Here is a 23,793-nt window from a genome sequence, read left to right as displayed (position 1 = left end):
CTGATGGCCCTGCAGCCAAACGTATGGACCAAGTTCTCGTCGAACGGAAACAACTGCGTGGAGGTCATGCTGACCGACACCGAAGTCCTGGTACGCAACTCGAACCGGCCCGGCGCGGGCACGCTTTCCTTCACCCACGCCGAATGGGACTCGCACACCAAGGGCCAGAAGCTGGGCGTGTTCGATCTGCCTAGTTAGCGGCGAGTTTGTAGAACAGCTCCGGCCGGCCCACCTGGCCGTACTGCGGCCTTCGGACCGCCGTTCCCGTGTCGGCAAGGTGCTCCAGATAGCGCCTTGCCGTCACGCGGGAAATGCCCACAGCCGATGCCGCGCCGACCGCCGACAATCCGTCCGGTGTCTCCCGCAATGCCGCGATCACCGAGTCGAGCGTGTCCGCGCTCATGCCCTTCGGCAGGCCGATGCCGTCGGTACCGCGCAATGTCGCCAGCGCGCGATCGACTTCTTCCTGACCCGCCGCTTCCCCGGTGACTGTGTCGCGGAAGAGAGCGTAACGCTCAAGTTTGTCCCTGAGTGTCGCGAAGGTGAATGGCTTCAGCAGGTACTGGACCACTCCTGCCGAGACCGCGGCCTTCACCATCTGCAGATCGCGCGCCGAGGTGACTGCGATGACGTCGATCGAGTGATTCGCCGCTCGCAGAGCGCGGCAGATCTGCAGGCCGTGCGCGTCGGGCAAATACAGGTCCAGCAGCAGGAGATCGATCGGGTGCTGCTCGACGAAACGCATCGCCTCAGCACCCGTATGGGCGACTCCGGACACCTCGAAGCCCGCGACGCGCTGCACGTACAGCTTGTGCGCGTCAGCCGCGACGGGGTCGTCCTCGACCACCAGAACCCTGATCATCTCGACAGCCTCACAGTGGGGCCCGCGCCCACCGCTGCACAGTCTCTCCCACCGGTGCCGCACACCAGAACTGGGGCGCCCCAGTAATACGAAACGAAATCGAACCGACACGCGCCGCGACATTCTGCACCCGATGATCGGGTCATCACCCTGCGCCCTGCTCCACGGGCATCTCGACCGGTATCCGGACCGTGAAAACGGCCCCGACGTCCTGACTGAGCTCAATGGATCCGCCGTAACGCCGGACGGTCTGCCCCACCAAGGCCAGCCCGAGTCCGCGATTGTCGTCCTTGGTGGACCAGCCACGGGAAAACGCTGCCCTGGAAGCCTCTTCGTCCAGTCCCCGGCCGGTGTCCGCGACCCGCATGAGCAACTCCGCCGACGATTTCTGCACGGTGACAAAGACTTTCGGCGCTCCCTCGCCGTCGACCGCGGCATCCATCGCGTTGTCGATCAGATTGCCCAGGATCGTCACCAAATCCCTGCCCGGCAACATACTCTCGTCGATCTGGGTATCGGGCGTGATCACCAGTTCCACACCGCGCTCGCTGGCCTCAGCCGTCTTTCCCAGCAATAGTGCCGCAAGGACGGGCTCATTGACCGCGTCGACCACTCGATCGGTCAGTCGCTGGGCTATCTCCAATTCGTCGGTGACGAACCGCACCGCTTCGTCGGTCCGTTCCAATTCGATCAATGAAACCACGGTGTGGAGCCGATTCGCGGCCTCATGCGCCTGAGAGCGAAGCGACTCGGCGAATCCCTTCACTGAGTCGAGTTCACCGGTGAGCGCCTGCAGATCAGTGTGGTCCCGCAACGTGACCACCGCACCGTGCGCCCGGATCTCGGACTTGTTCACCACGAGCACGCGCCGGTCGGTCACGTGGATCTCGTCGCGCACCGGGCCGTCGGACAACAGACCGTCCACAAGGGACGAAGGCAGTCCGAGATCGTCCAGTTTGCGGCCTTCCACGTCCTCCGGGACACCCAGCAGGTCGCGCGCGGCGTCGTTGCACAAGGTCACTGTTCCGGTCTTGTCGAGCAGCAGCAGGCCTTCGTGCACCGCGTGCAGGATCGACTCGTGGTAGTCGATCATCCGGCTCAGCCGCTGCGGACCCATCCCCCGCGTCTGCCGACGCAACCGGGCGCTGACCAGATACGTGCCGACCGTGCCGACGGCCAGCGCCGCCGCGGCGACGACGATCAGACCGAAAAGCCGGGCTTGGAGGTCTTCGGCGATCGCCTGGACCGTGATGCCGACCGCGACCATGGCCACCACACGATCGGATGACAAAACCGGCACCACTGCCCGGACCGACGGGCCGAGTGTGCCCGCGAACGTCTCCGTGAGCACCTTCCCGGCCAGCGCGTCCGAGGTGTTGCCCAGGAAATGCCCGCCGATCTGCGACGGGTTCGGGTGGGTGAACCGGATGCCGTTCGGGTCCATGATCGTGATGAAGTCGACGCCGGTGTCGAGGCGGACCCGTTCGGCGAACGGCTGCAGAACCTCCGTCGGCCTGGGCGTGGACAGGGCGCTGAGCAGCGTCGGAGCGTCCGCGACCGACTTGGCGACCGCGATGACCTCTCGCTCGGCGGTGTCCTTCGTGCTGCTGGCCGCGTCCAGATAGGCCAGGATCGACCCACCAGCGACGATCACGGCGACGATCACCGCCTGCAGCACCAGCAGCTGGCGGGCCAGGCTCCACTCACGCATGCCCGTTACCTCTCCGCAGCACGACCGAAATGAACACAACCGTGACCAGCGTCATATCGACACTCATAGTCTGCACAACCAACTGCCGTGCCCTGCCTTCCCAGGAGGCCCGTTTTGTCCACTGTTGAGGGGCGTACCCGCCGGGATCGCACCCATTACCTCTACATCGCGGTCGTGATAGCCGTCATCCTCGGCATCATCGTCGGCATCGCCTTCCCCAAGACCGGCGTCGCACTCAAACCGATCGGTGACGGTTTCGTCAACCTCATCAAGATGATGATCAGCCCGATCATCTTCTGCACGCTGGTCCTCGGTGTCGGCTCGATCAGGCAGGCCGCGCGGGTGGGCAAGGTCGGCGGCCTGGCGATCGGCTACTTCATCGCCATGTCCTTCGTCGCGCTGACCATCGGCCTGATCGTCGGCAACATCCTGCACCCGGGTGACGGGCTGAACCTCCAGCCGGGGCACGTGCAGGTCAAGGCCCAGGAGAACACCACCCAGTTCATCCTCGGCATCATCCCGACCTCCCTGTTCTCCGGCCTGACCAGCGGCGAAGTGCTGGAGACACTGCTGGTGTCCCTGCTGGTCGGCTTCGCGCTGCAGGCACTGGGCGAGAAGGGCAAGCCGGTGCTGCGCGGCATCGGGCACCTGCAGCGGCTGGTCTTCAAGATCCTGTCGATGATCATGTGGCTGGCCCCGGTCGGCGCGTTCGGCGCGATAGCGGCGGTGGTCGGGGCAACCGGCTGGACGGCGTTGACCAGCCTCCTGGTGATCATGCTGGGCTTCTACATCACCTGTGTCCTGTTCATCGCGGTCGTTCTGTCCGGCTTGCTGTGGACCGTCTCGCGGATCAACCTGTTCTCGCTCATGCGCTACCTGGCGCGCGAGTACCTGTTGATCTTCTCGACGTCGTCCTCGGAGAGCGCGCTGCCGCGGTTGATCGCGAAGATGGAGCACGTGGGCGTAAGCCGTCCGGTCGTCGGCATCACGGTGCCGACCGGCTACTCGTTCAACCTCGACGGCACGATGATCTACCTGACCATGGCGTCGCTGTTCATCGCCGATGCCATGAACGCACCGCTGAGCTTCGGCGAACAGATCACATTGCTGCTGTTCATGATGATCGCGTCGAAGGGCGCGGCCGGTGTGTCCGGCGCGGGCCTGGCGACGCTCCAAGGTGGTCTGGCGTCGCATCGCCCGGAACTGGTCGACGGCACCAGCATCATCGTCGGTATCGACCGGTTCATGTCGGAGGCCCGTGCGCTGACCAACTTCACGGGCAACGCGGTCGCCACGGTCCTGCTAGGAACGTGGACCAAGGAGTTCGACCGCGAGAAGGCACAGCGCGTGCTGTCCGGTGAGGACCCGTTCGACGAGTCCACATTGGTCGACGAACACGAGGTCCGCGAGGACGGCGAGGATCAGCCGGCCAAGACGCCGGAGCCGGTCAAGAGCTGAGGAATCGGCGCAGTCCGCGCTGGCCACGCCACATCATCGCGGCGTGGTTGGCGCGGAACACCGGTCTCGCGACCGGTGCCAGCCGTCGTAGCAAGCGTTTGTTCACAACGACGTCCTGGGTGATCTCCAAGGTCACCGAGGCAGCTCGTTGCACCACAATGGACCGGCAGAAACCCTCGAGGTCACCGGTCATCCCGACCAGCAGCCGGCCTGCGCGCTGGTCCTGTTCGGCCCGATGCAGGCGGAACACCAAGGCATACGGCAGAACCGACTTGCACACCACTTCGGCCGTGTCGTCGTCGATCCGGCCGACACCATGGATGTCAGGCCACCACAAGGGATAGCTCCCCGGATCGGTGACCACCTGGAAAACGTCGTCAACCGGTACCGAAAGCCGCCACAAGCTGCGGAATCGGTACCGGTTGGCAGACATCGGCTACAGGTTGACGGGCACCGACGCGAGCTTGCGGCCGTCGAAGGTGATCACGTCGACCGACTTGACGTCCTTCGGCGCGACCAGGGCCGGACCGTCCAGAGTGGTCCCTTCGCCCTCGCCCTTCTCGGTCACCAGCCAGCTGCCCGCGCTTTTCTGCGAGTTGTCCTTGGCGGTGACGATCAGCTGGCACTGCTCGCCCTGCTTGATGCCGGACACCTTGGCGTGCACCTTCACCCAGCCGGCCAGCGGCTCGACCTTGATGTCCATCACGGCGCCCGAGCCCGGATCCGTCGTCTGCGGGAACGCGATGCCCGGCGGCCCCGCCGGCTCGTTGCCCTGACCGATGAAGATGCCGCCGGTGAGGGCGCCACCGGCGATCACGAGAGCCGCGGCCACCGAGGCGAGCCTGCGCCCTATCGGCGGCTTGGCCGCGATCGGCGCCAGCCCTTCGGAGGCACGCACCTGACGGAGCGTCCGCTGCAGGAGCAGGTCGCCACCGGGCGGTGGGCCGTCGATGAACGCCTCCGGCGGCACCGTGTCGAGCGCACGCCGTAGCCCGACGAGATCAGCAACCTCGCGACGACCGTCCGGACAGGACCGCAGATGGGCCTCGACCTCGGTCGCTTCACGCGGTGTCAATACGCCGAGGGCATACGCCCCAAGCGAGGAGTGGTCATGTGGGTTGCTCACCGGGGCACCTCCGTCCCAGTCTTGCCGCTGGACATCACGGCCCGTAGGGCACGCAATGCATAGTACGAACGCGATTTCACGGTACCCGCAGCGATCCCCAGAGCCTGGGCGGCTTCAGTGACCGTGCGGCCTTTGTAATAAATCTCCACGAGCACCTCGCGGTGCTCAGGAGACAGGCTGTCGAGCGCCCCGAGCATGGCCATCGAGTCCACCACCTGATCGGCGTGGTCCCGTTCGACCGAAGGCGACTCCGTCACCTCGGCCACCTCTGGCGGCCGGACCGCGCGTGCCCTCGCACGGTCGGTGACTATGTTGCGGGCCACCGTGAGCAACCACCCACGGACTGAGCCCTTCTCTGCCGTCAGTGCGTCAGAGTGCTTCCACGCGCGAAGCAGGGTCTCTTGCACGATGTCCTCGGCCGCGGCCCGGTCGTTGGTCAATCGAGTCGCGTACGCGAGCAAACTCGCGCCGTGCTCGTTGTACAACGACCGAACAAGGTCCTCGCCACGAACGCGCCGCGATCGCCGCGGCCACCAGCCTGGGGTCGTCACCAGGTTCCTCTCCGCTGGGGATCGAGTCGTTGCGGAGATTACTGGATTTGGACGGACCAACGGTGATCGCGGGCCTCTATCGCTTACGAGTGAGGCACTCACGCCGTGCTTCCCCTCCGCTCGCGCATGCTTGTCAGTAACCGGAATCGGAGTTGCCGCCAGAGCCGGCGGGCGGCTGTTCAGCCGGTTGCTGAGCGGGTTTTTGCTGCTGTGGCACGGCATTCGGGGTCCCATCGGTGATCAGCCCCTGGGCCTTCTTGCCCTCCGGCGTGATCGCGTACCAGGTGCCGCCCATGCCCTGGCCGGTGGCGTCGCCCGGGTTGGAATCCCTGGTGAACGTATACACCGGCCACTTATTTATGGTGACCTGCTTGCCGCCGTCCTTGCGCGTGACCGTTCCGATCATGTTCTGATCGATACCGGTGAACGTGAGTTCCTTGCCCTCCACCAGCAACGGCGGCCACTGCTTGGCGCAGGCGTCGTTGCAGTTGGAGGCGGGCGGCTGGGCGGTGTCCTTGTCGAACCGGTACAGGGTCATGCCGTCCTTGGTGGTCACGACCTTCGAGTTCAACGCCAGATTGTCCGCCGCGATCAGGTTCGGCTGGGGGCCGACCGGCAGCTCCTGTTGCTGCTGGCGCGGTGGTAACTGCACCCCCGTTGTGGGAGTGTTGCCACTGCAGGCGGCCAGGCTCAGCAGCCCAAGACCGGCGATGGCAGTCAGCACGCCGACACGAGCGCCCTTCATGACACAACCTCCTGGTGGTGGCCCTCCGCCCGTCGCGGCGGCCCTTCTCACCCACCAACACGAGGAGATGTCAGGGACGGTTCAGCCCAATTCGAAACAGGTCAGGACCCGGATTGGTCCGATTTTTCAACAAGTGTTCCCCTCCGGCATCGGGGCGTTCGGGTCGAACATCCGCTCCCGGACGGACTCCCCCTGACCAGGCAGTCCCAGCCGGCGTTCGCTGTAGGCCGGCGCGAGCAGACCTTCCTTCAGCGGAGTGCAGGCCATCGAGTAGGTGGTGGTATGGCCACCGTTCAGCCAGAGGCCCTGGCTGGAGCGCGCGAACGTGGCTCCCTCACGGAACACGTACTTATGGTCGGATCGCACGACGGCCACGATGTCCATCACGTCCCTGATCTCATTGGGATTGTCGATGTGGAACGCATAGGCGACCGCGTAGTTGGCGCGGATGACCAACTCCCCCTTGTCGCCTGGTTCCACCGACATCTGGCCGTTGACCTTCATCGGCACGGGGAGCAGCTTGAACCCGGGCGCGATCCGGGTCCGGTAATCCGGGCTGGTCCGGACCTGGTCGCTCATGTCCGGTGCGAACAACCCGGCGAGCAACTCGACGTCGCCGTCCTGGATCACTTTGAGATCAAGTTTCGAGGCGATGAATGCATCGCGTGCCTTCTTCAGCGCCTCGCCCACCTTCATGGCGGTGAATCCGTTCACAGCGGAGGCAGGCGGCACGACAACGCCCGCCGCGCCGTCGCTCCAACCCGCCGCGGGCGTGCCGACGAACGGCTGCGCCAAGTCCACTTTGACGCCTGCCTGCATCGTGGTCGGCGTGGTCGTGGTCGGCAGCCCGGTCGTCGTCGCCGCCGACGGCGGCTCCGGTGGCTTGAAGCCGACCTGATCCGCGTCACGGGCAAGGCCGTACAGCGCCAAAGCGGGCAGGGCGGCCACGAACCCCAGCGTGATCGCCACTCGCCACCGGTTACGACGCCAAAAGGCCCGCCGCGTCTCCCTCTTGAGCTTGCGGTCCCAGGAGGGATCACGTAAATCCGGATGATCGAAAATATCGGACATGGTTCCCCCCACGTCGACGACAGCGACGGGAAGAGTAATCCCCAGACCCGGTACCCGGCCCGTTCGCCCGTTCGGCCTAGGCCATGTATCGAAGCCGCCTCTCAACTTCGCCGGGTGAACCCGTGCGAACGGTCCATTCGCACGGGTTCACCCCGCTTGGGCGGAACTGTTGCCGGGGTCGCGATCGTTCCGTAGTTGAAGTCGTGCACGGGGAGGAGCCAGAGGCCCAGACAAGCCCTAGACCTCCAGGACGTGCTTGAGGAACTGGCCCGTGTAGCTCTCCTCTATCTCCGCCAGGTCCTCGGGCGTGCCCTCGGCCACGACCGTGCCGCCGCCCGAACCGCCTTCCGGTCCCATGTCCACGATCCAGTCCGAGCTCTTGATCACGTCCAGGTTGTGCTCGATCACGATCACCGTGTTGCCCTTGTCCACCAAGCCGTTGATCACGCCGAGCAGCTTGCGGATGTCCTCGAAGTGCAGACCGGTGGTCGGCTCGTCGAGGATGTAGACCGTCTTGCCGGTCGAACGCTTCTGCAGCTCGCTGGCCAGCTTCACACGCTGCGCCTCACCGCCGGACAGCGTCGGCGCGGACTGCCCCAGCCGGACGTATCCGAGGCCGACGTCCACCAGCGTCTTGAGGTGCCGGTGGATGGAGGTGATCGGCTGGAAGAACTCGGCCGCCTCCTCGATCGGCATGTCCAGGATCTCCGCGATGGTCTTGCCCTTGTAGTGCACCTCAAGGGTTTCCCGGTTGTAGCGGGCGCCCTTGCAGACCTCGCACGGGACGTAGACGTCCGGCAGGAAGTTCATCTCGATCTTGATCGTGCCGTCGCCCGCGCACGCCTCGCAGCGGCCGCCCTTGACGTTGAACGAGAACCGGCCCGGCTGGTAGCCGCGGACCTTGGCCTCGGTCGTCTGCGCGAACAGCTTGCGGATGTTGTCGAACACACCGGTGTAGGTGGCCGGGTTGGACCGCGGGGTGCGGCCGATCGGCGACTGGTCCACCCGCACCAGCTTGTCGAGGTGGTCCAGGCCCTTGACCCGGGTGTGCCGGCCCGGCACCTGGCGGGCGCCGTTCAGCTTGTTCGCCAGCACCTGCGCCAGGATGTCGTTGACCAAAGTGGACTTTCCGGACCCGGACACACCGGTCACCGAAACCAGACAGCCCAACGGGAACGACACGTCCAGACCACGCAGGTTGTGCTCACGTGCGCCGACCACGGCCAGCTGGCGCTTGCGGTCGATCGGCCGGCGGATCTCGGGCACCGGGATCTGCTTGCGACCGGACAGGTACGCCCCGGTCATGGATTCCTTGTTCTTCAACAACTTCGCGACCGGCCCGGAGTGCACGACGTTGCCGCCGTGCTCACCCGCACCCGGGCCGATGTCGACCACCCAGTCGGACGTACGGATCGTGTCCTCGTCGTGCTCCACCACGATGAGCGTGTTGCCCAGGTCGCGCAGCCGGGTCAGCGTCTCGATCAGGCGGTGGTTGTCACGCTGGTGCAGACCGATCGACGGCTCGTCGAGCACGTACAGCACGCCGACCAGGCCCGAGCCGATCTGCGTGGCGAGCCGGATGCGCTGTGCCTCACCACCCGAAAGTGTGGCGGAGCCGCGATCCAGTGACAGATAGTCCAGGCCGACGTCCAGCAGGAACCGCAGCCGGGCCTGGATCTCCTTGAGCACCGCGCCGGCGATCATCTTCTCGCGCCGGCCGAGCACCAGGCCCTCAAGGAATTCCGCACAGTCGGCGACGCTCATCGCACAGACGTCGGCGATCGACTGGTCGCCCTGCTCCTTGTGCTCCAGCGTGACCGCGAGGATCTCGGGCTTGAGACGCGTGCCCTGACAGGACGGGCACGGAACCTCGCGCATGTAGCCCTCGTAGCGCTCACGCATCGCCTCGGACTCGGTCTGCTCCTGGCGGCGCTCCAGGAACGGAATCACGCCCTCGTAGCTCGCGTAGTACGAACGCTCACGGCCATAACGGTTCTTGTAGCGCACGTGCACCTGGTCGGCCGTGCCGTGCAGCACCGCCTTCTGCGCCTTGGCAGGCAGCCGCTTCCACGGCGTGTCCATCCGGAAACCCACGGCCTCGGCCAGCGAGGTCAGCAACCGCGTGAAGTACTCCGCGGTCTGGCCGCCCGCCCACGGCGCGATCGCGCCCTCGCCCAGGGACAACTCGTCGTCCGGGACGACCAGCTCGGGGTCGACCTCCATCCGGACACCGAGACCGGAACACGACGTGCAGGCACCGAACGGCGAGTTGAACGAGAAGGCCCTGGGCTCCAGGTCCTCGATCGCCAGCGCGTGGCCGTTCGGGCAGGCCAGGTTCTCCGAGAAGCCGCGGTCGCGGTGCGGGTCGTTCTCTTCGAGGTCGACGAATTCCAGCACGACCAGGCCGTCGGCCAGGCGCAGCGCGGTCTCGACCGAGTCGGTCAGCCGCTGCTTGGCGCTCTTCTTGACCGTCAGGCGGTCGATGACCACCGCGATGTCGTGCTTCTCCTGCTTCTTCAGCTTCGGCACGTCGGCCAGCGGGTACACCACGCCGTCGACGCGGGCGCGCGAGTAACCCTGCGACTGAAGCGTCTGGAACAGGTCGATGTACTCGCCCTTGCGACTGCGGATGACCGGCGCGAGCACCTGGAAGCGCGTGCCCTCCTCCAGCGCCAGCACCTGGTCGACGATCTGCTGCGGGGTCTGCTTGCTGATCAGCTCGCCACAGGTGGGGCAATGCGCCTTGCCTGCACGCGCGTACAGCAGACGGAGATAGTCGTAGACCTCGGTGACCGTGCCGACGGTCGACCGCGGGTTGCGACTGGTCGACTTCTGGTCGATGGAGACCGCGGGCGACAGGCCCTCGATGAAGTCGACGTCCGGCTTGTCCATCTGCCCGAGGAACTGCCGGGCATAGGCCGACAACGACTCGACGTAGCGCCGCTGGCCTTCGGCGAAGATCGTGTCGAACGCCAGGCTGGACTTGCCCGACCCGGACAGGCCGGTGAACACGATCAGGCTGTCGCGCGGCAGGTCCAGATCGACGCCGCGGAGGTTGTGCTCGCGGGCGCCGCGAACCACGAGACGGTCGGCCACTAGGGGTCCCTTCGGTGCTTCTTCAGCGGTGATCTTCAGCAAGTCCACTCGAATATGCGTTCGATCCGAGGCTGCCGGGACCATGTTAGGACGGGGCACCGACAAAACCGATTTCGAGTCTCTCCCACAGGCGGTGATCTACCCGTACCCTGGTCGCTATCAGCTCATCGTGAGCGCCATGTCGCTCAACGAAGTCAGGGTTGCCACATATGACTGGACCACGCGTATCGCAACACACCGCCACACCGCACGATTCCCTGCCCGAGCCGCGAAGCGATCTGTCGGCCCGTGAGTACGCGGAGCTAGGCATATTCGCAGCTCAGCAGGTGACCATGCGGCTGACGGAACTCGTCGAGGGGTTCGACGACATCGCGATGAAGCGGCCTAGCCTGTTGCCCGGCTGGAGCCGGGGGCACGTCGTGACACACCTGGCGCGCAACGCGGACGCGCTGGTGAACCTGCTCACGTGGGCGCGTACAGGCGTCGAGCACCCGATGTACACCAGCAGGGCCGACCGCGACGCGGACATCGAAGAAGGCTCGTACCGGATGGCGTCGCTGCTGCGTGAGGGCCTGGACGCGGCGGTCTCCAGGTTCTTCGAAGCCGTCACCCACATGGATGACATTGCGTGGGCGAAGCAGGTCATGCTCGCCAACGGACGTCAGATAGACGCGTGCGTCGTGCCGTGGATGCGCTGGCAGGAAACGGCCGTGCACATGATCGATCTGGACGCCGGTGTCGGCTTCGTGAACCTGCCCGACGGGCACGTCGAACTGCTGCTGGACATGGTGGTCCGCGAGTTCTCCAAGCGCCCGGACGTGCCGCCCGTGCGCCTGCGGGTCGACCTGCCCGACGGGCGTCAGCGGGACTGGGAGCTGGCTGGGAACTTGCTCGGGAAGGACTCCACCGGGGTGGGCGGACCAGCGCCGGCCGTGCTGGCCTGGCTGATCGGCAGAGGCGACGGCTCGGGCCTGGCCGGGGAACTGCCGAGTTTGCCGGCCTGGCTCTGAGGTCGCTGCGTCAGCAACCGGTGGGCAGGGCGTTCGACGAACTTGGTGATCAGCCAGCCGAGCAGGACAGCGGTGGCGAACGACGCGGCGAACCGTTCCCACGACGTCGCGCCCATGTCGAGCAGCGTGCGCGCGACGATGAAGCCCAACTGCTGGTGGATGAGGTAGACGCCGTACGTGATGCCGGCCAGCCACGTGATGAGCGGTGAAAGCCTGCGCACGATCGGGATGTCCCAGTCCGGGCCACCCGCGGCGGCGCAGACCAGAAGCAGGACGATGCCGAACGCGATCGTGGACGGCGTATCGGTCCAGTAGGCGTGCGCGTCCTGCGCGATCAACGCGGCGACCAGGTAGATCGAAAGGTGCCAGCCCTTCATCCGGCCCCTGGACCACAACCAGATGGCGATGCCGACACCGAACAGGTGAACGCGGTGCAGAGCCAGCCCATCGAAGATCGACTTGATCCACTGCGCGGAGTCGTCGGTGCGCAGCGTGTACCGGATGACGACCGGGACAATGACCAGAGACCACAGGAAAGCAGGGGTGTTCCTGGCGTTGAGCAGGCGCCGGCCGAACAGGAAAGCGGCGACCGCGAACGCGATGATCTGGATGGGAAGCGTCCAGTAGGAAGCGTCGATCCAGTGGAACTCCGGAGCCCAGGCCTGGATCATGGCGAGGTTGGCGAGAAGATCGGTGCCGGTGGGCAGGTACCAGGGGAAAGCAGTGTGCACCCCGGACGTGGGCACGCCGAACAGCCAACTACCGTCCGCATATACGTAGCCATTGAAAATAGTTATCGCGATACGCGAGACGACATACGTGGCCACGACCGCGACCAGGTACGCGGGCAGCAGCCGGGCGATGCGGTTCCACAGCCATCGGCCAGGTCTGCCCTTGCCGATCGTGACGCACACGAAGAACGCGGAGATCACCAGCATGGTGCTGGCCCCGAACTGCAGCGGTAACGTGAAGGCGTAACCGGCCAGCTCAGGATGGTTGATCTGGGATTGGTGGGTGATGTGTTCGACCACGACGGCGAACACCGCGAACACCCGCAGGATGTCCCAGCTGATCTTGCGCGCGGACCGGCGAGGAGACGCGGTGGCCTCCGGCTCGGTCGCAGTAAGTGTGGTAGTCACGAGCTCGCAGTAATCGGCGGACAAGGACGACTTCGTGATCGGAGCGTAATTCGCCAACCTGTGAGGACACTGAGCAGGGCCTGAAGGACTACTGTCGGCAACCGTGGACGTTGTCGAGAACTACACAGGTCACGTGGAGCCAGGCGGCGCGGCCGCCCGCCGGACACTCCCCGAGCTGACCATCAACAAGCTGTCCGTCGGCCCGATGGACAACAACGCGTACCTGCTCGTCTGCAACGCGACCCGCGACGCGCTGCTGATCGACGCCGCAAACGACCCAGAACGCATCGAAGACCTGATCGGCCACGACCGAAACCGCCCACGGCTAAGAACAATCGTGACCACCCACCAACACCCCGACCACTGGCAAGCCCTCGGTGCCGTCGCCGGCGCCAACGGCGCGAACACAATCGCCCACGCCGACGACGCCGCCCCCCTCCCAGTACCCCCCGACACATTCGCCAAACACGGCGACACAATCCCCGTCGGCAACTGCACCCTCGAAGTCATCCACCTCCGCGGCCACACTCCAGGCTCAATCGCCCTGCTCTACCGCGACCCCACCGGCCACCCCCACCTCTTCACCGGCGACTCCCTCTTTCCGGGCGGCGTAGGAAAAACGACCTCTCCCGAGAACTTCACTTCTTTGATCAACGACGTTTCTTCACGGTTGTTCGACGTCCTGCCTGACGAAACCTGGTTCTACCCAGGCCACGGCGACGACTCGACACTGGGCGAACAGAAGCCGCACATCGACGAATGGCGCGAACGCGGCTGGTGAGCCCTGCTAGTTGAACTGCACAGTCCTCACCGAGATCGCTCTAGTTCATTACGCTGGCGAGGACTGTGCACCAGCTCACGCTCGACGACGCGTCAACAGTGGTGACACGAGCACCAAGGCAACATCAGGCGCCACCGCTTCCGCACTATCCGACATCAACTTGCGATTTTTTCGATTTGGGGCGATCATAGGTGTTGCCAGATGCAACGCCGACCAATGGGGCAGCCAGCCATGACCGCTACCGTCGACCGGCCAGTCCTCCCTCCCAGCGACCCGGCCGAGAGGCTTGAACTGGACGAACTTGCGGCTCTGCTATCCCGTGCTCCGGCAAACGCCGCGCTGGTAACTCCAGATGGAACCCTGGTGCACCTGCCCGCCGCGGTGTACGAGGTGCTGTCACAAGTGATCACTGCGATGCGCGCGGGACGTGCGATCACCGTGGCGCCACTGGCACAGCGCCTGACCACGCAGGAGGCCGCCGACCTGCTCGGCGTCAGCCGGCCCACTCTGATCAAGCTGCTGGAGGACGGCAAGATACCCTTCGAGAAGCCCGGCCGGCACCGCCGCATCCGTCTCGACGATCTCCTCACATACCGCGACCAACGGCGGCAAGAACGGCGCGAAGCACTCGACGAATTGGTCCGCCAGACCGAAGAGCTCGGACTTTACGACGACGAGGCCACAGAGATCAGGTAACGACAACCGTGTACTCGGTCGTGCTGGACGCGTGCGTCCTGTTCCCCAATATTCTTCGAGACACCGTGCTCACGCTCGCCGAAGCAGAGCTCTTCCGTCCACTGTGGTCAGAAGCGATCCTGGACGAGGTCCGCAGAAACGTCATCGCCAAGCGGAAAGTCGATCCGGCACTGTTCGATCGAACCTTGGCGCTGATGAACGCATCGTTCGACGGCGCGATGGTTGATGACTGGCAAGGCATTGTCGTCGGGCTGGACCTTCCAGATCCAGATGACCGGCATGTGCTCGCTGCGGCTATCGCCGGCGGCGCACAGGCCGTCGTGACGTTCAACTTGGCCGACTTCCCCGCGAAGCAACTCGAACCTCACCACGTGGATGCAGTTCACCCCGACACATTCCTGCTCGATCAACTAGACCTCGCACCAGCCAGGGTGCTTGACGCGCTTGTTAGACAGGCTCAGCGATTCCGCAAACCAGCGATGGATCTCAGCGGGCTCCTCGCCCGACTCGAACGCTGTGATGTACCCGAGTTCGCGGAAGAAGTCCGGCGCATCGCGCTATGACCGCAGCTTCCCTTGAGGCACACGCAGAAACCCCACATCGACGAATGGCGCGAACGCGGCTGGTAGGCCGTTCGAGCTGGAGTGCTTCGGCGAGAAGGCTCGCCGAAGCACTCAGAGGGCGACTACGGTCAACATGTCCTGCAGGCCTTTGAAGTCATCAGCGTTGCGCGTGTAGAGCGGCAAGCCGTGAGCCGATGCGATCGCAGCGATCATGAGGTCCATCCGACGCGGTTTGGGATCGCGGTTCGCGGCCAAAGTGAGTCCGACCAACGTGCCGTACCGGGTGGCCGCGTCGCCATCGAAAGGCATCGGGTCGAAATCGATGATCGCAGCACCAAGCTTCTCTGTCCGCGCCGCCCTGACCGCAGGATCCCTGGCCATTGCCACACCTTGATGCAATTCCGCCATCGTGATCGCAGTTATCTCCGGAATCGCGGGCAAATGCGCCGGATCAAGCAAGTCGAGATCGATGTACGCGCAGGTGTCGAGGACACCCGACTCAGGACGCTCAGCCACGACGACGTTCCCAAGGATCGTCGTCGCCGATGCGATCTTCTGCGCCGAAGAACTCGTCGGCTTCCTGTTGCATCAACTTGTGCTCGACCCGCGGCATCCGTCGATGGCGCTCCACGAGCTCCTCAGCCGTCAACCGCCGCCTGCGAGAAAGCGGACGCAACTCGGCGATCTCGACCCCGTTACGCGTGACGTGGTAGGTCTCCCCTGCCTCCACCGCGTCCATGACGGCGGCAGAGTTATTGCGAAACTCTCGCTGACTGATCACACGCATGCCGCCAGTGTAGCCCCGTGTAGCCCAACGTGCTACACGGAAGCGTGGCCCGCTGATGCCGGCCGTCCAGATGACCATTGATCTTGCTCAAGATGTCAGTGGATCATGCTGTCAAATGTCGGTCCAACTCATCGTGGAATGTCGGTCCACCCTACTGTGAGATGTACATCCTCGATTCACCGAGCCGACGGACCACCGAGGTGTCATGCCTGAGTCAGACCTGCCGCGTGCATGCTGCGACCTGGTCGCGGAGTATCTCTCCACGTTCCGTGTCGTGATACTCAACGGGCCTCGTCAGGCAGGGAAGACGACTCTGCTCGGGGCACGTGCAGGCCAGGTATGGCGGTACGCAGAATAGGCGATCACGTGGAGTCCTCTGGGACGATGGATCTTGTGGTGAGAACTCATCTACCGGGGACTCCACGCCACATCCAGCACCGTCCTATATAGGCGAAATACCCGTGTCGCCGTATCGCCTTCCTGATCTTGGTGAGATCACCTCAGTTACCAGCAGATCCGGCTCTTGACCGTGTTGTTACTCGGCTGACGCCTGCGAACGAAGCGTCCAGACGGCCACCAGGCGCACGACCAGATGACCACGTACTTAGCGACCAGATGACCACTACACTACCGACCAGGTGACCACTGATCTTGCTCGTGCGGCACACTGGCACCATGTCCGAGCCGCCCCGCCTGATCCCCCGTCGCGCCGAATCGCTGGTTCACGAGGCACTGGAGGACACACGTGTCGTCCTCGTCAATGGCGCTCGACAGGTCGGGAAAAGCACACTGACCAGGCTTGCCACCGATCGCCAGCCCACAGTGCTGCGTCTTCTCGACGACCCGGCGACGCTACGAGCCGCCAAGGACGACCCTTCCGGGTTCGTCGAGCACGACAGCCTCATGGTCATCGACGAGATCCAACTAGTCCCGGAGCTTCTTCAGCCGATCAAGGTGTCGGTGGATCTGGACCCCACCCCAGGCCGCTACCTCCTGACAGGCTCATCACGGATATTGGCCATGCGAACTCTCCCGGACGCGCTGCCCGGTCGCATGGAAGTGATCGAACTCTGGCCGTTCTCCCAGGGAGAGATGCATGGGACTCCGGACCGATTCATCGACGCGGCGTTCAGACATGGTCCCGAAATCAACCACTCGTCAGAGCTGCGCCGCCGCGACTACCTGGAGCGTCTCGTTGTCGGCGGCTTCCCCGAAGCCACACGTCGCACCCCACGCCGCCGCACAGCCTTCTTCGACTCGTACTTGTCCACCTTGATCGAGCGTGACGTCCTGGAACTGGCGAGCATCGAACGTCGGGGCGACTTGCTCAAACTGATCGCTCTGCTGGCCGGGCGCGCCGGTGGGCTACTGGAACCGACGGTCCTCGCGACCCAGTCCGGCATCTCGCGAACCACCCTGATGCGCTACCTGGCACTGTTGACGTCGGTGTTTCTCATCAAGAGCATCCCTGCTTGGTCATCCGGGCAGACGCGTCGCGCCGTAGGCACACCCAAACTTGCGTTCGTAGACACCGGCATCGCGTGTCACCTCATTGGCCAGGATCCCGTACGACTGGCCGAACCGAGCGGTGCCGCAGGGTCGATGATGGAGAACTTCGTCGTCATGGAACTCGCCCGCCAGCTCACGTGGTCCGAGGAACGCGGACGGCTGTATCACTACCGCACCAAGGAAAAGCAAGAAGTCGACGCTGTCATTGAGACACCCGACGGCAGAGTGATCGGAGTAGAGGTCAAGGCAGGCACGACAGTGCGCATCGAGGACCTTAGTGGCTTGCGTAATCTGGCCAACCACCTAGGAGATCGGTTCGTGGCCGGCTATGTGCTGTACACCGGCCAACAGACTTTGCCGTTCGGCGAAAAGATCAGAGCCCTGCCGCTCGATGCGCTCTGGCACCTCGCCCCCTAGGTCACGTGTCGTGACAACAGTGTTCACCGCTGACGCGATACGCCGTTTCCAGGTGGGGTTGGTCGCACGACCTCGCCTGCGGATTTCGAATCGTTGATCGATGACGTGTCGTCGCGGATCTTCGACTATCTGCCGGACGACACTCCCGCGGCTCACGATGACGGGCCGGGGTGAACAATGGCGAGCTGGGCTGCGTTCACTGGCGATAGCGGCGGTTTCCCAGTCAGCACCCGCGCCACCTCGCGGGCGGCGAAGTCGCGGACCGTGCGGATCGCCTCGTCGGAGTAGTAGGCCGCATGCGGCGTGATGATCACATTGTCCAGGCTGAACAGCGGGTTCACCGGTTCCCAGTCCCGCTGCTTGGCGGGTTCCTCCTCGATGTCATCCAGGCCGGCGCCGGCGATCCAGCCTTCCCACAGCGCCGCGTACAGGGCGTTGTCATCGACGATGGGCCCGCGAGCCGTGTTGATGAGGATCGACGTCGGCTTCATGCGGCGGAGTTCCGGCTCGCCGATGAGATGGCGTGTCTCCTTGGTGAGCGGCGCCTGGATCACCAGGTAGTCCGCGTGCTCGATCAGCTCGCCGAACGAGGTCGGCTGAGCGCCGTGAGCCGCCACGTCCTCCGGTTGCATGTACGGATCATGGGCGATGACGAGCATGCCGAACGCGTGTGCCCGGGCTGCGATGGCCTGCGCGATCGCGCCGAACGCCAGCAGACCGAGGGTGCGTCCCTGCAGCCGGTGGATCGGCTCGCCGGACTGCCATCGCCAGGTCCCGGCGCGGGTCGCACGGTCGTAGCCGCAGATCTTCCTGGCGGCGGCGAGAAGCAGGGCCATGGCGTGGTCGGCGACCTCGTTCTGGCACCAGTCGTTGGGGACGTTGGTCACCAGGATGCCGCGTCGTGTGGCCGCGTCCACGTCGACAATGTCGACGCCGGTGCCGTACCGCGCGATGACCTTGCACCGGATAAAGGCGTTGATGGCCCTCGCCCCGACGGTGGCGTACTGGGTGATGATCGCGTCCGCGTCCATCGCGGCTTCGATGACATCGTCCTCGGTCTTGCAGTCGGCGGCGACCAGCCGGAGGCCGGCGTCTTCGATGATCGCCCACTCGATGTCCACGTCACCGTAGTCATAGTCGGTGATGACGACGGTCTGCTGTGCCTGCTTCGTCATTTCTTGCCGCCTTCACGAAGAGAACGGACCATTCTTTCCTAGGTAATAGCGGCTCCTTCAGAAGTGCCGCGGGCGACACGTGAGTACAAGGAGAGAATCCCACTGCCGTGGCGTGGCCGCGGCGCCTTCCAGATACCGCGTCGCTCCGCGAGTATCGTCTCGATCTCATCTGCCGGGCGATGCTCGCCTTTGATTCCGACGATCGCAAGGCGCCGTGCAGGCGCGTTTATCTCGATGAGGTCATTGTCCTCGATGAGCGCGATGGGGCCGCCATCCAGTGCTTCGGGCGCGACATGCCCGATACAGGGTCCTCGCATGGCGCCCGAGTAGCGGCCGTCGGTGACAATCGCGGTGGTGGTGTTCAAGACGCGGTCAGCGGAGAGGATCGCGGCCGCGTAGTACATCTCGGGCATACCGTTCGCGCGTGGTCCCTCGTAGCGGATGACAAGGACGTCCCCGGGTGATATCCGGCGCCTGACCAGCGCGTGGATCGCCTCCTCCTCGAAATCGAAGACCCGCGCGGGCCCGGTGTGGACGTGCATCTCCTCGGGCACCGAGAAGGTCTTGATCATCGCGCCGTCCGGCGCGAGATTGCCGTACAGCACGGCCACCCCGCCATCGGCACTGAACGGGTCGGACCGCGGGCGGATGATTTCGTCCCTGTCGATTTTGACGTTGTTCAGATAGCCGCGCCGTTCGGCGAAGAAGAATGGGCTGTGCTCGATTTCCGCCAGGTTCTCTCCCAGCGTCCTGCCGGTCACGGTGAGGCAGTCGAGGTGCAGCATTTCCCGAAGCTCGAGCATGACAGCGGGAACGCCGCCCGCGTACCAGAAGTACTCGACCGGGTACCGGCCTGTGGTCTTGACGTTGGCCAGTACCGGGACCCGCCGGTGGATGCGGTCGAAGTCGTCGATGGTGATCTCGACGCCTGCCTCCCGTGCGATTGGTGGGATGTGCAGGAGCGCGTTGGTCGACCCGCCGACGGCGGCGTGCAGGATGATGGCGTTCTCGAATGCGTCACGGGTCAGGATGCGCCGTGACGTGAGGTTCTGATGGATCATCGTGACGAGCTGTTTGCCTGTCGCACGGGCATAGCGCAGCAGTTTGGTCAGCGGTGCCGGAACGAGCGCGGATCCGGGCAGGGCGAGCCCGAGTGCCTCGGCCAGCACCTGACCGGTGCTGGCGCTGCCCATGAACTGGCATGCCCCGCACGTCGGGCAGGCGCCGCGCTGCGCTCGCTCGAGGTCCTGCCGGGGAAGCTCGCCTCGTTCGACGGCGGCGCCCATTTCCCACATCTTGTTGGAGGTGACGTAGTCCGGCGCGTTCAACTGCGTGCCTCCGGGCAGGTGGATGGCCGGGAGATCGCACCGTGCGATCGCGAGCAGGTGGGCGGGCACCGATTTGTCGTTGCCGGAGATCAGGACCATGCCGTCGTGGGGATGACCCAGTGCGTGGATCTCGACCATCGCAGCCATGATGTCGCGGGAAACGAGCGAGTAGCTCATGCCGTCGGTGGCCTGGACGACGCCGTCGCAGATGTCGCTCACGGTGAAGACACCTGGTTTCCCGCCGGCCTCGTAGACGCCGTTGCTGACTTCCTCGATCAGTCCCCGGAAGTGGAACGTGCCCGGGTGGCCCATGCCGTAGGCACTGTCCACCAGGACCTGTGGCTTGCCGAGATCCTCCTCGGTCCAGTTCATCCCGAGGCGGAGCGCGTCTCCCTGGTGGTTGACCATGCGCAGTCGCTGACTCCGCAGCCGCGGTCCAGTTTGGACCATCACTCTTTCCCTCCGTCCCGCTGCCTGGGTTGCGGCCCGTCCGAGCCGGCGGGGTATTCCTCGATCGGGACGAGGTCCTTGGACCAGGCCGACAGCACGGGGATAAGGACGCGCCATGCCTCTTCGGCTTCGTCACCGCGGATGGACAGGGCTGCGTTCCCGTCCAGCACGTCCAGCAGCAGCCGGCCGTAGGCGGGCAGCTCGGGCGGATCGATCTGGGCGGTCAGCCTCAGCGGGACGAGGGTGTGGGCGTGGACCCCGATACCGGTCAGGTCCAGCGCCAGGTTTTCCGGATCGAGCCCGAACCGCAGCACGTTGGGCAGCGCTTCCCCGCTGTGACCGAGGGGCAGGTGCGGCACGTGCCGGAAGCGCACGGCCACCTCCTTGCGGTCCCGCCGGAGCGCTTTCCCGGTGCGGAGCCGGAAAATCGTCCCCGGCCAGCGCCAGTTGTCCAGCTCGAGTTCCACCTCGGCGAAGGTCTCGGTGTGCCGGGCGGGGTCCACCCCCTCCTCGGCGGTGTAGGCCGGCACGTCGCGGTCACCTACGCGCCCGGCTGTATAGCGGGCGCGGCGCGTGCGGCGGACGATGTCGGCCTCGGTGAGCGGCCGCACTGAGCGCAGGACGTCGAGCTTCCGGTCGCGCAGGTCACGTTCGCTCAGGCTGATGGGTGGTTCCATGGCGACGAGGCAGAGCAGTTGCAGCAGGTGGTTCTGCAGCATGTCCTTGAGCGCCCCGGCTCCGTCGTAGTAGCCCGCCCGGCCCTCCAGCGCCAGCGATTCGTCCCAGACGATGTCCACCTCGGCGATGTGCGCGGCGTTCCAGACGGGCTCGAGCATGCGGTTGGCCAGCCGGGTGCCGAGCACGTTCTGGACCGTGGTCATGGCCAGGAAATGGTCGACGCGGAACACCGCTTGCTCGGGCACGAGGTCGGCGAGCAGGCGGTTGAGCGTCATCGCGCTGGCCAAGTCCTCGCCGAACGGCTTCTCCAGGACGATCCTGCTGCCGGACGGCAGGCCCGCCTCGTGCAGCGCGGAGACCGCCGCGGGGAAAACCTTCGGAGGCAACGCCAGGTACGCGGCGACCGGCCCGTCACCGGCAACGACAGCCGCGACGCCGGCGGGGTCGCTGACATCCACCTGACGGTAGCCCGATGATGACACAACGGCCTTTCTGGCGGAGGCCGGAAGCCCTGCGGCGTGCCGGCCAAGCTGGGCGGTTGCCCATCGCCGGAACTCGTCGCTGTCCCAGTCCTCCCGGCTGGCGCCGGTCAGCTGGAAGCCATCGCGGAGATGGCCGGCGGCCCGCAGCGCGGCAAGCCCGGGCAGCAGGTAGCGCCCGGTGAGGTCACCGGTCGCCCCGAAGATCACCAGTCGCTCGATCATCTCGACGCACCTGCCCCGGCCCGGACGAGCGTGACGCCGCTGGCGATCACGCCGATATGGCTGAACGCCTGCGGGAAGTTCCCGATGAACTCACCCGTCGACGGGTCGATCTGCTCCGGCAGCAGGCCAAGCGGGCTGGCCCGGTCGCACAGCGAGGCATACAGTTCCTGCGCCTCATCGAGCCGGCCCTGCATGGCCAGGTTGTCGACCAGCCAGAAGCTGCACAGCAGAAAGGCGCCCTCATCACCGGCGATGCCGTCGGGTGAGTCATGGTGCGAGTAGCGGTAGAGCAGGCCGCCGCCCGCCGACAGGCGCTCGGCCACGGCCGCGGCGGTAGCCACCATGCGCGGGTGACTCGCGGGGAGGACCCGCCGCAGCGGAAGGGCCAGCAGGCTGGCGTCCAGGCTGCCACCGCCGTCAAGATGCTCGCTCAGCGTCCGGGTTTCCTCGTTCCAGGACTCGTCCAGGATGATCTGGCGCAGCTTGCCCGCAGCCGCCCGCCAGACCGGGACCGGCCCGCACAGGCCCAGCCGCTCGCCGATGGCCGCGGCCCGGTCCAGCGCCACCTGGCACATCGCCGCCGAGTAGGTGAAGACCCGGCCCTCGCCGCGTACCTCCCAGATGCCCTGGTCAGGCTGGCGCCAGGCTTCCCCGGCGGCCTCGGCCAGGCTGACCAGCGCCGCCCACAGCGGCTGATCGAGGTGGCCACCGGCGCGGACCCACTGGTCGGCACAGTCCAAGACCTCGCCGTAGACGTCATGCTGGCGCTGGTCCGCCGCGCCATTGCCCCACCGCACCGGAGCGGAGCGCCGGTAACCTTCGAGCCCGGCGTCCTCCCATTCCGCGGGGACCGGCCCGCCGTCGAGGTCATACATGATCCGCGGCTGCCGGCTCTGCTCGAAGGCGTCCAGGACCCAGCCCAGGAACGCGTCAGCCTCATCCGCGAACCCGATCCGGCGCATGGCGAACACGGTGAAGGCCGCGTCCCGGATCCAGGTGTAGCGGTAGTCCCAGTTCCGCACTCCACCGACCGGCGCCGGCAACGATGACGTCGGCGCGGCGACGAGTGACCCGTTGACCCAGTGGTCGCACAGCTTCAAGGTGATCGCGGCCCGCCGGACCAGCGGCTCGGCCGGGCCGTCGTAGCTGAAGCGCGTCATCCACCGGCGCCATGCCCCTGTCGTGGCCCGCAGCATCGCGTCCGCGTCGAACCGGTGGTGGCGATGAGTGCGGCCCCACGACAGCACCAGGTCCAACGAGTCGCCTTGCTCCAGGTCATAGCTGCCGTGCAGGCCGCTCAGCGGGCGGCTGGACCGCAGATGCAGCCGCAGGTCCGGCCGTCGCGCAGGCATGACCGCCAGGCCGCCGGCAGCGACCCGCGCCTGGGCGCCGCCCCGGGGTTCCAGGTCCACCCGCAGCCGGACGCTCCCGTGCAGGACCACCACCGACCGGACCAGCTCGCCCCGGCCCGCAGGAACGTCATCGGTGAGGTCGGCGCCCGGGCGCAGCGCCAGCGCATCGGTGACGCGGACCGTGCCGGTAGCGCTGCGCATCTCGGTGACCAGCACCCCGGTATCGGGCTCATAGCGCTGCCGCGCCTCGGTCAGGCCATCTGGGGTGATGCTGAAATGACCGCCGCGATCCCGATCCAGCAAGCCGCACAACAGCGGCTCGGAATCAAAGCACGGAAGGCACAGCCAGCAGATCCTGCCGTCCAGGCCGGCCAGCGCCACGGTCGCCCCGTCGCCGATCAGCCCGAGATCCTCAAGTGGCGGGTAACCGTCCCGGGCTCGGACCGGCCGGAAGGAAGGTTCAGGCTCAAGCATTCTCTGTGCCTAACAGCGGCATCGCAGTGCCACATCACCCGTAGCGGGTTACGCAGGGAAGCGGCCCGGGGGTTGGCGAATATCACCAAGACCGTCGCGCGGAGCCACAA

21 protein-coding genes and 2 pseudogenes are annotated in these 23,793 nt (G+C 65.6%); 8 read left to right on the top strand and 15 right to left on the bottom strand.

Features of this window, described 5'->3' with window-relative positions; genetic code table 11:
* The first annotated feature begins 3 nt into the window (after positions 1–3).
* Positions 4–198 (top strand): DUF397 domain-containing protein, encoded by a 195-nt coding sequence (locus JOF56_RS24840; RefSeq protein WP_209641929.1) that lies wholly within the window; start codon positions 4–6, stop codon positions 196–198.
* On the opposite strand, the gene JOF56_RS24835 is transcribed toward JOF56_RS24840, so the two are convergent.
* Both JOF56_RS24835 and JOF56_RS24830 read right to left on the bottom strand, forming a co-directional pair.
* A complete protein-coding gene (locus JOF56_RS24835) occupies positions 191–862 on the bottom strand; it encodes a response regulator (protein ID WP_209641928.1) in 672 nt (223 codons plus the stop codon). The genes JOF56_RS24840 and JOF56_RS24835 overlap by 8 nt on opposite strands.
* A 145-nt stretch (positions 863–1,007) precedes the next feature.
* Positions 1,008–2,573 carry an ATP-binding protein gene (locus JOF56_RS24830; protein ID WP_209641927.1) on the bottom strand — a complete coding sequence of 522 codons (1,566 nt, stop codon included), beginning with the start codon at positions 2,571–2,573 and terminating at the stop codon, positions 1,008–1,010.
* A 114-nt stretch (positions 2,574–2,687) separates the two neighbouring features.
* Between JOF56_RS24830 and JOF56_RS24825 the strand changes: the two genes are divergently transcribed.
* Positions 2,688–4,031, top strand: coding sequence for a cation:dicarboxylate symporter family transporter (locus JOF56_RS24825; RefSeq protein WP_209641926.1), 1,344 nt, complete (start codon positions 2,688–2,690; stop codon positions 4,029–4,031).
* Here JOF56_RS24825 and JOF56_RS24820 read toward each other — a convergent pair.
* The 6 genes from JOF56_RS24820 to uvrA all read right to left on the bottom strand — a co-directional run bounded on the left by JOF56_RS24820 (position 4,021) and on the right by uvrA (position 10,620).
* Positions 4,021–4,464 (bottom strand): SRPBCC family protein, encoded by a 444-nt coding sequence (locus tag JOF56_RS24820; protein WP_209641925.1) that lies wholly within the window; start codon positions 4,462–4,464, stop codon positions 4,021–4,023. The genes JOF56_RS24825 and JOF56_RS24820 overlap by 11 nt on opposite strands.
* Before the next feature lie 3 nt (positions 4,465–4,467).
* On the bottom strand, positions 4,468–5,157 hold the full coding sequence (locus JOF56_RS24815; protein ID WP_209641924.1) for an anti-sigma factor family protein: 690 nt from the start codon (positions 5,155–5,157) through the stop codon (positions 4,468–4,470).
* On the bottom strand, positions 5,154–5,708 hold the full coding sequence (locus JOF56_RS24810) for a sigma-70 family RNA polymerase sigma factor (RefSeq protein ID WP_307855243.1): 555 nt from the start codon (positions 5,706–5,708) through the stop codon (positions 5,154–5,156). Before JOF56_RS24810 ends, JOF56_RS24815 begins: the two co-directional genes overlap by 4 nt.
* Positions 5,709–5,841: 133 nt before the next feature.
* Positions 5,842–6,453, bottom strand: coding sequence for a hypothetical protein (locus JOF56_RS24805; protein ID WP_209641922.1), 612 nt, complete (start codon positions 6,451–6,453; stop codon positions 5,842–5,844).
* Positions 6,454–6,579: 126 nt separating this feature from the next.
* Complete coding sequence (locus JOF56_RS24800) at positions 6,580–7,422, bottom strand: hypothetical protein (protein WP_209641921.1); 843 nt, start codon at positions 7,420–7,422, stop codon at positions 6,580–6,582.
* 339 nt (positions 7,423–7,761) lie between these two features.
* Positions 7,762–10,620 (bottom strand): excinuclease ABC subunit UvrA, encoded by a 2,859-nt coding sequence (gene uvrA / locus JOF56_RS24795; RefSeq protein WP_209641920.1) that lies wholly within the window; start codon positions 10,618–10,620, stop codon positions 7,762–7,764.
* Between the two features lie 209 nt (positions 10,621–10,829).
* On the opposite strand from uvrA, the pseudogene JOF56_RS24790 reads away from it, so the two are divergent.
* Positions 10,830–11,516, top strand: a pseudogene (locus tag JOF56_RS24790) (maleylpyruvate isomerase family mycothiol-dependent enzyme); the annotation flags it as partial.
* Here the strand turns inward: JOF56_RS24790 and JOF56_RS24785 are convergent.
* Complete coding sequence (locus JOF56_RS24785) at positions 11,480–12,769, bottom strand: acyltransferase family protein (RefSeq protein ID WP_307855242.1); 1,290 nt, start codon at positions 12,767–12,769, stop codon at positions 11,480–11,482. The pseudogene JOF56_RS24790 and the gene JOF56_RS24785 sit on opposite strands and share 37 nt — an antisense overlap.
* Positions 12,770–12,872: 103 nt before the next feature.
* On the opposite strand from JOF56_RS24785, the gene JOF56_RS24780 reads away from it, so the two are divergent.
* The 3 genes from JOF56_RS24780 (at position 12,873) to JOF56_RS24770 (ending at position 14,809) form a co-directional block, all read left to right on the top strand.
* The gene (locus JOF56_RS24780; RefSeq protein WP_209641919.1) at positions 12,873–13,550 is read left to right on the top strand and encodes an MBL fold metallo-hydrolase; all 678 of its coding nucleotides are present in this window, start codon (positions 12,873–12,875) and stop codon (positions 13,548–13,550) included.
* A 231-nt stretch (positions 13,551–13,781) separates the two neighbouring features.
* A complete protein-coding gene (locus tag JOF56_RS24775) occupies positions 13,782–14,246 on the top strand; it encodes a helix-turn-helix domain-containing protein (protein WP_245378384.1) in 465 nt (154 codons plus the stop codon).
* 8 nt (positions 14,247–14,254) lie between these two features.
* Positions 14,255–14,809: a PIN domain-containing protein gene (locus JOF56_RS24770; RefSeq protein WP_209641918.1), complete on the top strand. Its 555-nt coding sequence runs from the start codon at positions 14,255–14,257 to the stop codon at positions 14,807–14,809.
* 111 nt (positions 14,810–14,920) lie between these two features.
* Here JOF56_RS24770 and JOF56_RS24765 read toward each other — a convergent pair whose 3' ends face one another.
* Together JOF56_RS24765 and JOF56_RS24760 are read right to left on the bottom strand one after the other, a co-directional pair.
* Positions 14,921–15,268, bottom strand: coding sequence for a PIN domain-containing protein (locus JOF56_RS24765; protein WP_245378383.1), 348 nt, complete (start codon positions 15,266–15,268; stop codon positions 14,921–14,923).
* A 49-nt stretch (positions 15,269–15,317) separates the two neighbouring features.
* Positions 15,318–15,596, bottom strand: a complete 279-nt coding sequence (locus JOF56_RS24760) for a type II toxin-antitoxin system Phd/YefM family antitoxin (RefSeq protein WP_209641916.1) — start codon at positions 15,594–15,596, stop codon at positions 15,318–15,320.
* Between the two features lie 675 nt (positions 15,597–16,271).
* On the opposite strand from JOF56_RS24760, the gene JOF56_RS24755 reads away from it, so the two are divergent.
* Both JOF56_RS24755 and JOF56_RS58215 read left to right on the top strand, forming a co-directional pair.
* Positions 16,272–17,522 (top strand): ATP-binding protein, encoded by a 1,251-nt coding sequence (locus tag JOF56_RS24755; protein WP_209641915.1) that lies wholly within the window; start codon positions 16,272–16,274, stop codon positions 17,520–17,522.
* 36 nt (positions 17,523–17,558) lie between these two features.
* A pseudogene (locus JOF56_RS58215) lies at positions 17,559–17,696 on the top strand (MBL fold metallo-hydrolase); the annotation flags it as partial.
* Here JOF56_RS58215 and JOF56_RS24750 read toward each other — a convergent pair.
* The 4 genes from JOF56_RS24750 to JOF56_RS24735 are packed head-to-tail and all read right to left on the bottom strand — an operon-like array spanning position 17,675 to position 23,683.
* A complete protein-coding gene (locus JOF56_RS24750; protein ID WP_209641914.1) occupies positions 17,675–18,697 on the bottom strand; it encodes a C-terminal binding protein in 1,023 nt (340 codons plus the stop codon). The pseudogene JOF56_RS58215 and the gene JOF56_RS24750 sit on opposite strands and share 22 nt — an antisense overlap.
* A 38-nt stretch (positions 18,698–18,735) precedes the next feature.
* On the bottom strand, positions 18,736–20,475 hold the full coding sequence (gene ilvD, locus JOF56_RS24745) for a dihydroxy-acid dehydratase (protein WP_209641913.1): 1,740 nt from the start codon (positions 20,473–20,475) through the stop codon (positions 18,736–18,738).
* On the bottom strand, positions 20,475–21,857 hold the full coding sequence (locus tag JOF56_RS24740; RefSeq protein ID WP_209641912.1) for a glucose-6-phosphate dehydrogenase: 1,383 nt from the start codon (positions 21,855–21,857) through the stop codon (positions 20,475–20,477). The genes ilvD and JOF56_RS24740 overlap by 1 nt, the downstream gene beginning before the upstream one ends.
* Positions 21,854–23,683: a glycoside hydrolase family 15 protein gene (locus tag JOF56_RS24735; RefSeq protein WP_209641911.1), complete on the bottom strand. Its 1,830-nt coding sequence runs from the start codon at positions 23,681–23,683 to the stop codon at positions 21,854–21,856. Before JOF56_RS24735 ends, JOF56_RS24740 begins: the two co-directional genes overlap by 4 nt.
* Between the last annotated feature and the right edge of the window lie 110 nt (positions 23,684–23,793).

It is taken from the genome of Kibdelosporangium banguiense, assembly GCF_017876405.1.
GTDB classification, from domain to species: domain Bacteria; phylum Actinomycetota; class Actinomycetes; order Mycobacteriales; family Pseudonocardiaceae; genus Kibdelosporangium; species Kibdelosporangium banguiense.
Note: the sequence above shows the minus strand (reverse complement) of the source record. Positions and strands in the feature narration are given on the sequence as shown.